General features: G+C 71.2%; 10 protein-coding genes and 1 riboswitch. Of the genes, 1 reads left to right on the forward strand and 9 read right to left on the reverse strand.

Translation table 11 applies throughout. From position 1 onward, the window contains the following. Positions 1 to 84: 84 nt before the first annotated feature. From thrC to AB0B35_RS15385, 9 genes are all read right to left on the reverse strand, one after another. The gene (gene thrC / locus AB0B35_RS15345) at positions 85 to 1,365 is read right to left on the reverse strand and encodes a threonine synthase (RefSeq protein WP_361045398.1); all 1,281 of its coding nucleotides are present in this window, start codon (positions 1,363 to 1,365) and stop codon (positions 85 to 87) included. Between the two features lie 10 nt (positions 1,366 to 1,375). Further along, positions 1,376 to 1,489, reverse strand: a riboswitch (SAM riboswitch). Between the two features lie 220 nt (positions 1,490 to 1,709). Next, entirely contained in the window at positions 1,710 to 2,447 is a 738-nt protein-coding gene (locus AB0B35_RS15350) for a hypothetical protein (protein ID WP_361045401.1), read from the reverse strand. A gap of 1 nt (position 2,448) precedes the next feature. Next, positions 2,449 to 2,733: a hypothetical protein gene (locus AB0B35_RS15355; RefSeq protein WP_361045404.1), complete on the reverse strand. Its 285-nt coding sequence runs from the start codon at positions 2,731 to 2,733 to the stop codon at positions 2,449 to 2,451. A 252-nt stretch (positions 2,734 to 2,985) separates the two neighbouring features. Further along, positions 2,986 to 3,879 carry an ABC transporter permease subunit gene (locus tag AB0B35_RS15360; RefSeq protein WP_361045407.1) on the reverse strand — a complete coding sequence of 298 codons (894 nt, stop codon included), beginning with the start codon at positions 3,877 to 3,879 and terminating at the stop codon, positions 2,986 to 2,988. A gap of 46 nt (positions 3,880 to 3,925) precedes the next feature. Next, positions 3,926 to 6,757 carry an alpha/beta fold hydrolase gene (locus tag AB0B35_RS15365; RefSeq protein WP_361045410.1) on the reverse strand — a complete coding sequence of 944 codons (2,832 nt, stop codon included), beginning with the start codon at positions 6,755 to 6,757 and terminating at the stop codon, positions 3,926 to 3,928. 99 nt (positions 6,758 to 6,856) lie between these two features. Then, positions 6,857 to 7,255: a DUF3263 domain-containing protein gene (locus AB0B35_RS15370; protein ID WP_361045413.1), complete on the reverse strand. Its 399-nt coding sequence runs from the start codon at positions 7,253 to 7,255 to the stop codon at positions 6,857 to 6,859. A 153-nt stretch (positions 7,256 to 7,408) separates the two neighbouring features. Then, a complete protein-coding gene (locus AB0B35_RS15375; protein ID WP_361045416.1) occupies positions 7,409 to 8,395 on the reverse strand; it encodes an ABC transporter permease subunit in 987 nt (328 codons plus the stop codon). A 64-nt stretch (positions 8,396 to 8,459) separates the two neighbouring features. Continuing rightward, positions 8,460 to 9,452: an ABC transporter ATP-binding protein gene (locus tag AB0B35_RS15380; protein ID WP_360531009.1), complete on the reverse strand. Its 993-nt coding sequence runs from the start codon at positions 9,450 to 9,452 to the stop codon at positions 8,460 to 8,462. A gap of 219 nt (positions 9,453 to 9,671) precedes the next feature. Further along, on the reverse strand, positions 9,672 to 10,457 hold the full coding sequence (locus tag AB0B35_RS15385) for a DeoR/GlpR family DNA-binding transcription regulator (RefSeq protein ID WP_360531006.1): 786 nt from the start codon (positions 10,455 to 10,457) through the stop codon (positions 9,672 to 9,674). Between the two features lie 188 nt (positions 10,458 to 10,645). On the opposite strand from AB0B35_RS15385, the gene AB0B35_RS15390 reads away from it, so the two are divergent. After that, positions 10,646 to 11,557, forward strand: coding sequence for a sugar isomerase (locus tag AB0B35_RS15390; RefSeq protein WP_361045418.1), 912 nt, complete (start codon positions 10,646 to 10,648; stop codon positions 11,555 to 11,557). Positions 11,558 to 11,719 lie beyond the last annotated feature (162 nt).

Here is an 11,719-nt window from a genome sequence, read left to right on the forward strand (position 1 = left end):
GGCCGGGCGCCGGGCGTGGCGGCGAACGCGAAAAGGCGCCCCAGCCGCGTGAGCAGCAGGGGCGCCTTGACGGAGAGTCGGGGATCAGCCCAGCAGACCGGCCTCACGGGCGGCCTTCAGCGACGGCTTCACCCGGTACGTCGGGCCGACCAGTTCGGCGACCGCGTCCAGCGTCTTCAGGCCCTCGCCGGTGTTGAAGACGACCGTCTCCAGGTCCGGGTCGAGCTTGCCGGAGGCGACCAGCTTCGCGGTCACCGCGGTGGTCACGCCGCCCGCGGTCTCGGCGAAGACGCCGGTGGTACGCGCCAGCAGCCGGATCGCGTCACGGATCTCGTCGTCGGAGGCGTAGTCCATCCAGCCGCCGGTACGGCGCACCGCCTCCAGCGCGTACAGGCCGGCGGCCGGGTCGCCGATGTTCAGCGACTTCGCGATGCCGGTCGGCTTCACGGGGGTGATCACGTCGGTGCCCGCGTGCAGCGCGGTCGCGATCGGGTTGCAGCCCAGCGACTGCGCGCCGAACACCTTCCAGCCGCCCTCGGGAGCGACGGCCAGGCCCGCCGAGACCAGCTCCTCGAACGCCTTGTCGACCTTGGTGAGCAGCTCGCCGGAGGCCATCGGGATGACCACCTGGGCCGGGATGCGCCAGCCGAGCTGCTCGGCGACCTCGTATCCCAGCGTCTTGGAGCCCTCGGCGTAGAACGGCCGCACGTTGACGTTGACGAACGCCGTGTCCTCGAACTCGTCGGTCTCCACCAGCTCCGAGCACAGCCGGTTGACGTCGTCATAGGAGCCCTCGATGGCGACGAGGTCACCGCCGTACACCGCGGTGGTGATGATCTTGCCCGGCTCCAGGTCGTGCGGGATGAACACGATCGAGGGCACACCGGCGCGGGCGGCGTGCGCGGCGACCGAGTTGGCCAGGTTTCCGGTGGAGGCGCAGGCGTAGCGGGTGAAGCCGAGCGCCTTCGCGGCGGTCAGCGCCACCGACACCACGCGGTCCTTGAACGAGTGCGTGGGGTTGGCCGAGTCGTCCTTCACCCACAGCGGAGCCCGCAGGCCGATCTCGGCGGCGAGCGCGTCGGCGCGTACCAGCGGGGTCAGGCCCGGGTTCAGGGTGACCCGGTCGGCGGCCTGCTGGCCGACCGGCAGCAGCCCGGCGTATCGCCAGATGTTCTGCGGGCCCGCCTCGATCTGGGCGCGGGTGACCTTGGCCAGCGAGTCCGCGTCGTACCAGACCTCAAGCGGGCCGAAACACTCGTAACAGGCGTGCTGGGCGGCGAGCGGGAAGCGGGCGCCACAGCCGCGGCACTCCAGGCCGCGAGCGGGGGAATCGACACCGAGGGGCGCGATGACGGCAGACGTCATGAGATGTTTCCTCTCATCTTCCCGGCGTCACCGATCTGGCCCGCCGGACGGAGTTGGCACCTGCCATCGATGGTGGTTGCCGGAGCGTCGTCGGGCCGTGTCCCTCAGCTCCTCTGGATGAGGTATTCAGTTGTCCTTGCAGTTAAGCAGAACCGAGATCGCCGTTTCCAGCGTTCCCAGCGGATGAGATGCACGCCTCACACCCCCTCGCCGCCGAGACGCCGCGGGCCCGAGCCGGTGGGGAGACCGGTCCGGGCCCGCGGAAGTCCAGCTCACCGCCTTCCGGCGGTTAAGAAGGTGCCCTTCCTCTACGTATGGCGATGGGAAGGTGCCCTTCCTTCGTTCTAGGGCTGGAGGAGGGTGCGGAGGGATTTGGCGTCTGCTACGGCGGCGCGTAGGTGGGTGCGGGCCGTGCGGACGTCGGCGCGGGCGGCGGCGGTCTTGGCCTTGATGGCGGCGGCGTCGGGGCCGGGCTGGACGGCGAGCAGGTCGTCGGCGAGGCCGGACAGGGCGGACTCCGTCGCGTCGAGCTCGGACTTCAGGTGAGCCAGCTTCGCCTCGGCGTCGCCGACGTCCTTGCCCGCGGACTTGGCCGCCGCGACGGCCTGGGCGAGCTTGTCGTGCAGGGTACGCAGGCGGGCCAGCGCGGCCGATTCCACGTCGGCCGCGACGGTCAGGTGGACCTGGGGGCGCACCAGCAGGTACACGCGGTAGTCCTCGACCATGCTGCGCGCGTCGGCGCGAACGGCCTCGGTCGTCGTCTCGGCAGCGACCTTGGCGCGCAGTTCGGTGAGACCGGCGATGTCCGCGTCGATGGTCTTCTGCAGCGCCGCCTGGTGGGCGTCGGTCAGGCGCGCCGCGTTGCGGATCGCGACCCCCTCGGCGCGCAGCAGGGCGAGCCGGCCGTCGATGCGCACGGTCGTCAGCTTCTTCGCGTTGGCCAGGTTCGCGGCCTGGTCCGCCGCCTGCACGGCAACCCCGGCGACGGCAGGCGCGCCCTGCGCGGGCACCCCTGCGGCGGCGGCGAGCGCGGCGGCGGTCAGGGTGGTGGCGGCGAACAGCAGGCCGCGTCGGATCAGCATGTCAGTCCTCATCGTTCGGGCTCTCCTCTGCCTTCTTCAGCTGCCCGTCCAGTTCCGCCAGCAACGTGTCGAGTTCCGCCAGGTCCTTGTCGGCCTGGTTCACGGCGGCGGCCGCGTCCACCGGGGCGGCGGTCTTCGGCGCGGGCGCGGGGGTGGTGGCGACGGTGCTGCTCCCGGTGTCCGTCCCGGCCGGCGGCAGCGCGTCCCGGTTGCCGCCCCCGCGGCACCCGGTCAGCGCCACCCCGAGGGCGACCGCAAGGGCCGTCATGGCGATGGCACGTCTCATGAGGGGCACTCTGCCCACGCCACGTCAGACCGGCGCACCCGCCATGTAAGCGCAACGTCAGGATCCGTCCGCGCAGGCCGCGCCACGCGCGCCACGCGTCCCGCCCGAACCCCTTGCTCAATGGACGTTGGCCTATCACATCGACTCCGGCGCACGGATTTTCGATGAGATAGGCCAACGTCTATGACAAATCGACGTGCCCCGTCCCGCGAGCCGCCCTGCGGCACGGGCAGGGCGACGCGCGGAGCCGGTCTAGGAGACCACGTCCTTGCGGGAGAAGCGGTAGAAGGCCAGGGCGCAGAAGGCGGTGAAGTAGCAGACCGCCGAGATGGTGCCCTTGATGATGTCGTCGAACTGCATCGGTGTGGTGAGCAGGCCCAGATATGCCTGGGCGAAGTGCGTCGGCAGGAAGTTGCGCAGCTCGCCCAGGGCGGTGATCTGGTCCAGGATCGAGGAGACGATGTACAGGAGGACCGCGCCGCCGACGGCGCCGAGCGGGGCGTCGGTGAGGACCGAGAGCAGGAAGGCCAGGCCGGCTACGACCAGCATGTTGATGCCGAGGAAGCCGGCGGTGGCGAGCAGGCGCAGGATGCCCTCGCCGGGCGGGATCTCGGCGGCGATGCCCGACTGGAGCGGGTGCCAGCCGTAGCGCAGCGTGCCCAGCAGCAGGGCCGTGCCGAGCAGGGTCAGGATCGCCAGCGCCGAGTAGCTCAGCGCGACCGCCAGCTTGATGCCGAGCAGGCGGGCTCGTGGCACCGGCACCGCCAGCAGGTAGCGCAGGCTGCCCCAGCTCGCCTCGGCAGCGACCGTGTCACCGTGGAACAGCGCCACGACCACGACCAGCAGGAAGCTCGCCGAGACGAACAGCGCGAACATGGCGAAGTTCAACCCGCCGGAGATCGCCGCGTCGGACAGCTGCGAGAACTGTCCCCGGCCCGAGCGGCCGTCGTCGTCGGACCCGCCCAGCTCGAACGCGACCAGCAGGATGATCGGCAGCACCACCATGAAACCCAGCGCGAGCTGCGTGCGCTTGCGCCGCCACTGCCGCGCGAACTCGGTGGCATAGGTCAGCGTGCGACCCGCGCGGTATCCCGCAGCCGCCCCGTCGGCCTGTGCCGCACCCCGCTCCACGACTTCCGTACTCATGCCTTCTCCTCGCTACGCTCGTCGGCGGCACGGGTCTCGAACTCGCTCATCGGTCACCACTTCCCGCTGTCGAGTCGCCGACCAGGGCCAGGAACGCGTCCTCCAGGCGTCGCCGGGGGGTGACCCGGTCGATGCCGACCCCGGCCCGGACCAGCGCGGACACCGCATCGGTGCGGCTGACGTCGCCGAGGTCGACGATGAGGGTGCGCTCGCCGTCGACCGCGTACCCGGTGACGCCGTCGATGCGGTCGAGGGTCTTGCTGGCCAGGTCGATGTCAGTCACGTCGAGCAGCGTCGTCGGGCTGTCCCCGACGATCTCGTCGACCCGGCCGGAGGCAACGACCCGTCCCTTGTGCACCACGACCGCGTGGGTGCAGGTCTGCTCCACCTCGGCGAGCAGGTGGCTGGAGACCAGCACCGCCCGGCCGTCGGAGGCGTATCGCTGCAGCACCCGGCGCATCTCGGCGATCTGCGGCGGGTCGAGCCCGTCCGTGGGCTCGTCGAGCACCAGCAGTTCCGGCAGACCGAGCATGGCCTGGGCGACGGCGAGGCGCTGCTTCATACCGTGGCTGTAGTTCTTGACCTTGCGCTTGACCGCGTCGCCGAGACCCGCGATGGCCAGCGCCTCCTCGAACCGGGCCTCCTCCCACGGCCGCCCGGTGGCCCGCCAGTACGCGGCGAGGTTCTGCTCGCCGGACAGGTGCGGCAGGAAGCCGGGGCCCTCGACGAGCGCGCCGATCCGGGACAGCACCGGCGCGCCCGGGGCCAGCCGGTGCCCGAAGATCAGCACCTCGCCCGCGGTGGCCTGGGTGAGCCCCATCAGCACGCGCAGGCTGGTGGTCTTGCCCGCGCCGTTCGGGCCGAGCAGACCGACCACCTGCCCGCGCTCGACGGTGAAGTCGATGCTGTCGACGGCCACGAAGTCGCCGTACGTCTTGCGCAGGCCGCGCACCCAGAGCGGGGTGTCAGCGTGCTCTGCGGAGACCGAGTGGTCCACCTTCCGGTGCCGCCGCCGGGCCACGAAGATCACGATCGCCAGGCCGACGGCCAGCAGCCCGAGCAGGCCGAGCAGCACGTACAGCCAGAGCGCGTCGGCGGTCGCGATGGGGGTGCCGGGAACCGTGGGCAGGGTGACCGCCCCGCCGCCGGAAGCCGGTCCGACGGCCACCGTGTAGTCCATCGGCGCGGCCAGGCCCAGGTAGGACTGGTCGGCGGTGGCGATGGTGACGCGCACGCGGTGCCCGGCCTCGAACTCGCGCACGATGCCCGGCAGGGTCACCTGCACCGGCTGCGCCTGGTCGATGCTCTTGGGCAGCCCGGTGAGCCGCACCGGCGCGATCAGCCCCATGCTCAGCGCCGCGGAGCCGTTCGGGTCGACGTCGTACAGCTTGACGAACAGCACCGCCTCGCCCGTCGGCGACGCCGCCCGGATGGTGACGGTCGGCGTGCCGACCACGCTCACCGACTGCTCCAGGGGCGCGGAGTCGAAGCGCGCGTGCTGGCCGGGCAGGTCGCTGACCACGCCGTTGACGAAGCTCGACAGCGCGCCCGAACCCGTGCCGGGTAGTGAGGACAGCGCGGCCGGGGTGCCGTTGGGCGGGTTCGCGACGGTACGCGGACCGCCGCTCACCGGCACCTGCACGGTGCCGCCGCCGGTCAGCCCCGGGTAGTCGGTGACCTGGTAGCCGGTGGCCATGGTGCCCCGGTCGACCGCGTCGAGCCCGGTGATCCGCGAGTACGTGAAGCTGTTCGCCGGGGCCGCGCCGTTTCCCTTGAGGTAGTGGTCGAACCACTGCGCGGTCAGGAACTTCAGCCGGTCGGAGTCGGACTGCGGGCCGTCGCCGCCGTCGTGGCCGCCGGTGAACCAGGCGACGCGGACCGGCGTGCCGTTCGCGGCGATGCCGCGCGCGTTGGCGTCGGCCTCGCTCAGCGGGAACAGCGAGTCGGCCAGGCCCTGGATGAGCAGCGTCGGAGCCTTGATCTGGTTGAGCACGCCGGCGGGGCTGCGCTGGGCGAGCTGCTCGCGCGACGCCGCGTCGAGCCGCCCGGCCGCGGCCACCCGCAGGTAGGTCTCGCAGATGTCGGCGGCCCAGCGGCCGCACTGCGGGTTGACGTTCGCCGGTGCACCCGCGCCGTCGCCCTGCGCTCCGCCGCCCGCGCCGAGCGACTCCAGGTCAAGGGCGCCGGCGCCACCGCCGCCGCGGCCGCCGGACAGGCCGGAGCTGAAGAAGACACCGGCCCACGCCTGCTTGAACACGCCGTCGTCGGTGGTCGCCGCTGACTGCGCGAACAGCGACTTGCCGAGGTCGTTCCACGTGATCATCGGGACGATCGCGTCGACCCGCTTGTCCTGGGCCGCGAGCAGCAGCGACAGCGCGCCGCCGTACGAGCCGCCGAGCACGCCGACCCGCGGGTCGCCGGCGGCGTCGAGTTGGATGTCGTCGCGCTTGGCGAGGTGGTCCAGCAGCCGCTGGGCGTCGCGGACCTCGTAGTCCGGGGAGTTCAGGTGGATCTGCCCGGTGCTCGCGCCGAAGCCCTGCGCGGTCCAGGTGAGCACCGCGTACCCGAGCCCGGCCAGGTCCTGCGCGTCGAGGGCGACGCTCTCCTTGGTCCCGCCGAACCCGTGGGCCAGCAGCAGTGCCGGCACCTTCTTCCCGGCGGACGCGCCGTCGGGCAGGTAGAGCCGGGTGTCGAGGGTGACGTCGGAGTCGCCGAGCGGGCCGGTACGCACCGCCACCCGCTCGTCGACCGTGCGATAGGCGGGGTCGGCGGGCGACACCGCCCAGGCCGCCAGCCCGGCGAGCACCACCAGGCCGACGCCTCCGGCGATCCACCGTCTGTTGAGCTTTGCCCGTACCCGGGCCGCGAGCGCGCGCATGACCGCCACAGTACGACGAGTCACCCGGGGACCCATCGGGGACAACCCCCACACAAGCTGAGAGTTCTTTCAGCCGGCGTGCGGGTGGCGTTCAGCCTTCTACCGTGTGCTGCGGGTGCGGGCCCGGCTGCCGCGCAGCCGCCGCAGGCGGCCGACGAGCACCGGGTCGTGCGCCAGCGCGGCCGGGTTGTCGAGCAGCGCGTTCAGCAGCTGGTAGTAACGCGTCGCGGAGACCTCGAACTGGTCGCGGATCGCCTGCTCCTTGGCCCCGGCGTGCCGCCACCACCGCTGCTCGAAGGCGAGGATGTGCCGCTCGCGCTCGGAGAGCGCCTCCTCCTCGGTGACCAGGGCCGCCGCGGGCAGGTCGGAGTCGATCTCGTCGTCGCGCTCGGCGGGCGAGGTGAGGTCGACGGACGGGTCGCGCCGGGGAATCGGGATGAGGGGCAGTTCTTCGAGGTCGCTGCCGTCGGCTCGCGAACGCTGTCTGATCTGCTCCATTTTGTCCCCTCCCCGCGGGCCACGTCCCACGAGTCTAGGTGCGCTGTCGAGATCAACGAAAGATCTGTGATCAGGGTTGCTGTGCCACAAAAGTGACCGGGCGGCTGGGGTGTCGATACCCCGGCCGCCCGGCCGTATGCCTCGTTCCGCGGGTCAGCTGATGTCGCGGCGGCGCATCTGCCAGAAGGCGAGCAGCAGCACCACCACGACCAGGCCCAGCGCGATCGAACCGCTGTCCTGCCAGGTGATCAGCAGCTCCGGCGGGTTGCAGTTGCCCGCGTTGTCGCAGACGGTCTCCGGCGAACTGAAGTCCGTCAGCTTCACCTCTTTGCTCATCCACGCGAAGATGTGCACCGGCACCAGGTACTGCTCCCAGAACGGCACCCGGACCATCTGGAACAGGATGCTCAGACCGACCTGTCCGACGATCACCACGGCCAGCGCCGCGCCCAGCGCGAGACCGGTGTGCCGGCCGATCGAGGCCAGCCCGAAGCCGAGCGCCGCGAACGCCAGGATCATGCCCATTCCGCGCAGTGCGGTCAGGCCGAACGACTGCCAGACCCCCGGGGTCAGACCCTCCGTGGTGCCGCGCAGTTCACCGGCCGCCCACAGGATGCCGGTCCAGACGCCCAGCGCCAGGATGGACAGCGCGGTCACCGACAGCAGCATCACGCCCAGCTTGGTGCCGAGCACCTTCATCCGTTTCGGCTGCCAGGTGAGCAGGTTCATCATCGAGCCGGACGCCCACTCCGCCCCGACGAACGACGCCCCCAGCAGGAACGCGATCATCGCCATGATGGCGGCCCAGACCAGGAACAGCTCGCCGTACATCGCCTTGAAGTCGAACGACGGCGGCATGAAGTCCTCGGCCCGGAAGTCGGACCGCTGCGGTCCGGCCCAGCCGTCGTCGGGGCACTTCTCGCCGCACTGGCTCTTGTACTGCTCGTAGTGGCCCACTTGCTCCTGGTACATCGCCTCGGCCGCCGCCTCGCCCTTGGCGCGGGCCTCGGCGGTCGGCTTGGAGTGGAACGCGAACAGGATCGACGCGATCGTCACCAGCAGCAGCAGGCCGATCGGGAACACCCAGCGGGTCAGCCGGCGCTTGAAGAACCGCCGCCGCTCAGCACGTACCAGGCTCATGCCTTCTCCTCGCTGCGCTCGTCGGCGGCATCGCCGAGCCCACTGATTCGCTCGCGGAGCTCGCTCATGCCCCCACCCCGTTCTGCGGCGTGAGCTCCGGCCGCACGCTCTGATCGACCGAGCGGACCTGGCCGGGCACCGGGGCGGTGCCGGTCAGCTCCAGGAACACGCTTTCGAGGTCCGCGGTGACCGGGGTCAGCTCGCTGACGTACAGCTGGCGCTCCGCCAGCAGCCGTGCGATCAGGGCCGGCTTGTCCACCCCGGACAGGGTGAGGTGGTCCGCGTTCGCCTGCAGCTGGAAGCCCGCCGCGATCAGCACCTGGGCGGCCGCGGACAGGTCCGCGGGCGTCTCCAGGGCGACCTTCACCTGACCGGACGAGTGCGCCTGCAGCACCTCGGCAACCGGGCCCGCCGCGACCCGGCGGCCCAGCGAGATGATGGTGACGCTGTCGCAGATCAGCTGGATCTCGCCGAGGATGTGGCTGGACAGCACCACGGTCATGCCACCGGCCGACAGTGTGGCCATCATGTCGCGCATCTCGCGGATGCCGCCCGGGTCCAGGCCGTTGGCGGGCTCGTCGAGGATCAGCAGCTTCGGCTGCTTGAGCAGCGCCGACGCGACGGCCAGCCGCTGCTTCATACCCAGCGAGTACGTCTTGACGCGCTCCTTGGCCCGCTCGCGCAGGCCGACCAGCTCCAGCGCCCAGTCGACGCGCTCCTTGGGCAGGCCGCCCGCGTCGGCCAGCAGGGAGAGCGTGTCGCGCGCGGTGAAGTGGGCGAAGAACTGCGGGCTCTCCACGATCGCGCCGACCTGGCCGACCACGCTCGGCAGGTGCCGCGGCAGCTCGTGACCGAGGATGCGCATCTCGCCGCTGTCCGGCTTGATCAGCCCGAGCAGCGTGCGCAGGGTGGTGGTCTTGCCGGAGCCGTTAGGCCCCAGGAAGCCGTGTACCTGTCCGGCCTCCACATACATCTCGAAGCCGTCCAGCGCCCGACGGGGACCACCCCGGGCTCGGTACGTCTTGCGCAGGCCTTGGATCTCCAAGACAGCGGTCACGGGCGACCTCCTAGGTATTCAGTGACCCCCGCACCCTACGGCGTATGCACCCCCCACGCAGCCCTGATCTCCCCCGATTCTTCACAACCCCACCCCGTGCCGCGACGGTCACCGAAGGTCCTCCGATTTGCCTGGCACATGGGCGAATGCGGCCTCAAGATACGCACACCTGCCAGGCAAGTCCGACGATCAACGGGGCGCGGCGGGCGGGCGGGAGGGTCAGGCGACGATGACGTTGAGGCCGGCGTCGCGGAAGGCGGAGACGGCGGCCGGGTCGGCGTTGGAGTCGGTGACCAGGGTTTCGATGCGCTCGACCGGGCAGATGCGGGCGAACGCGTGGCTGCCCAGCTTGGACGAGTCTGCGATGATCGCTACGCGCTTGGCGCGGGCCACCATCAGCGAGTTCATCGCCGCCTCGCCCTCGTGGTGGGCGGCCGCGCCGAGGGTCACGTCGATCGCGTTGACGCCGAGCAGCACCAGGTCGAGGGTGACCTCGCGCAGGATGCCGCCGCCGAGCGGGCCGACCAGCTCGAACGACTGCGGACGGACCACACCCCCCGTCACCACGATCTTCATGCGGGAGCGGACCAGCAGCTCGTTGGCGATGTTGAGCGCGTTGGTGACGACGGTGAGCTGCGCGCCCTCGGAGACCGAGTTCAACTCGGGGCGCACGGCCAGGGCACGGGCGACCTCGGTGGTGGTCGTGCCGCCGTTGAGGCCGACGACCATGCCTGGCTGCACCAGCGAGGCCGCGGCGGCGCCGATGCGCTGCTTCTCGGCCGAGTGCTTGGCGGTCTTGTAGCGCAGCGGCAGGTCGTAGGATACGCCGCTGGCGACGGCCCCGCCCCGGGTACGCGTGATCATCTGCTGCTGGGCGAGCTGGTCGAAGTCGCGGCGGATGGTGGCCTGGGAGACGTCGAGCCGCTCGGCGGCCTCCTCGACGGTCACCCGGCCGGAATCGGTGAGCAGTTCCAGCAGCGCGTTCCAGCGGGCGTACCGGTCCACCGATCCTCCGTTTGCGCGATTTCTGAGCGGATGCGTGCACACTAGTGCGCGAAACCCGCCCATGCAACGCGATGTGCTGCGCGTATGTGACGCTTGAGTTGCCATCGTCCGAGGCGTCGCGCAGAATAGCGCGCGAAAACCCTTACTTTCGAGCCGTTACGCGCACGCCTGCTTGGAGGGCCCACCCCATGACGTACGTCGCCGAAGAGATCGACAGCCAGCCTGAGCTCTGGCGACGGGCCGCGGCACAGGCCGCCGAGGCGACCGGGGCACTGCCCCGGCCGGGCGAGCGCGTCGCCGTCGTCGGCTGCGGCACCTCCTGGTTCATGGCGATGGCGTACGCCGCGCTGCGCGAGGCCGCCGGACAGGGCGAGACCGACGCCTTCGCGGGCAGCGAGTTCCCGGCAACTCGGTTGGCCGGGAACCGGAATGGCAGTCCGATCGACCGGCCGTACGACCGGATCATCGCGATCACCCGGTCCGGCACCACCACCGAGGTCCTCGACATCCTGCGCAAGGCCGGCGACCGGTCCACGGTGCTGGTCGGCGACGTGGACACTCCGGCGGTAGGCCTGGCCCGCGACGTGATCGCCCTGCCCTGGGCCGACGAGCGCTCCGTGGTGCAGACCCGCTTCGCGACCAGCGCGCTCACCCTGCTGCGCGCGTCGCTCGGCGAGGATCTCGCCAAGGCCGCCGACGACGCGCAGCGCGCGCTCGAACTGCCGCTGCCGCTCGACCCGGCGACCATCGAGCAGGTCACCTTCGTCGGCCGGGGCTGGACCAACGGCCTGGCCCAGGAGGCCGCACTCAAGTGCCGCGAGGCGGCGACGTTCTGGACCGAGGCGTACCCGGCGATGGACTTCCGGCACGGCCCCATCTCGATCAGCACCACCGGTCGCGCGGTCTGGGCCTTCGGCGAGGTCCCGCCCGGCCTGCGCGAGGACGTCGAGGCGACCGGCGCGACCTTCGTGCACGACCCGGCGATCGACCCGGTCGCGCACCTGATCGTCGCTCAGCGCTTCGCCGTCGCCCTGGCCGAGCACAAGGGCCTCAACCCCGACACCCCGCGCCACCTGACCCGCTCGGTAGTGCTGTCATGAGCGGGCGTCCGGACTCCGGGGGTAAGGCATGAGCGAGCTTGCGAGCGAATCAGCAGGCATCGGCGATGCCGCCGACGAGCGCAGCGAGGAGAAGGCATGAGCGAGCTTGCGAGCGAATCAGCGGGCATCGGCGATGCCGCCGACGAGCGCAGCGAGGAGAAG

The organism is Catellatospora sp. NPDC049133, from assembly GCF_040648455.1.
GTDB classification, from domain to species: domain Bacteria; phylum Actinomycetota; class Actinomycetes; order Mycobacteriales; family Micromonosporaceae; genus Catellatospora; species Catellatospora aurea.

What these genes read in the sequence shown, in the direction of transcription:
- AB0B35_RS15375 (WP_361045416.1), bottom strand. Translation starts at nt 8,395, where the DNA reads ATGAGCCTGGTACGTGCTGAGCGGCGGCGGTTCTTCAAGCGCCGGCTG.
- AB0B35_RS15390 (WP_361045418.1), top strand. Translation starts at nt 10,646, where the DNA reads ATGACGTACGTCGCCGAAGAGATCGACAGCCAGCCTGAGCTCTGGCGA.
- AB0B35_RS15365 (WP_361045410.1), bottom strand. Translation starts at nt 6,757, where the DNA reads ATGCGCGCGCTCGCGGCCCGGGTACGGGCAAAGCTCAACAGACGGTGG.
- AB0B35_RS15355 (WP_361045404.1), bottom strand. Translation starts at nt 2,733, where the DNA reads ATGAGACGTGCCATCGCCATGACGGCCCTTGCGGTCGCCCTCGGGGTG.
- AB0B35_RS15360 (WP_361045407.1), bottom strand. Translation starts at nt 3,879, where the DNA reads ATGAGTACGGAAGTCGTGGAGCGGGGTGCGGCACAGGCCGACGGGGCG.
- AB0B35_RS15350 (WP_361045401.1), bottom strand. Translation starts at nt 2,447, where the DNA reads ATGCTGATCCGACGCGGCCTGCTGTTCGCCGCCACCACCCTGACCGCC.
- AB0B35_RS15370 (WP_361045413.1), bottom strand. Translation starts at nt 7,255, where the DNA reads ATGGAGCAGATCAGACAGCGTTCGCGAGCCGACGGCAGCGACCTCGAA.
- thrC (WP_361045398.1), bottom strand. Translation starts at nt 1,365, where the DNA reads ATGACGTCTGCCGTCATCGCGCCCCTCGGTGTCGATTCCCCCGCTCGC.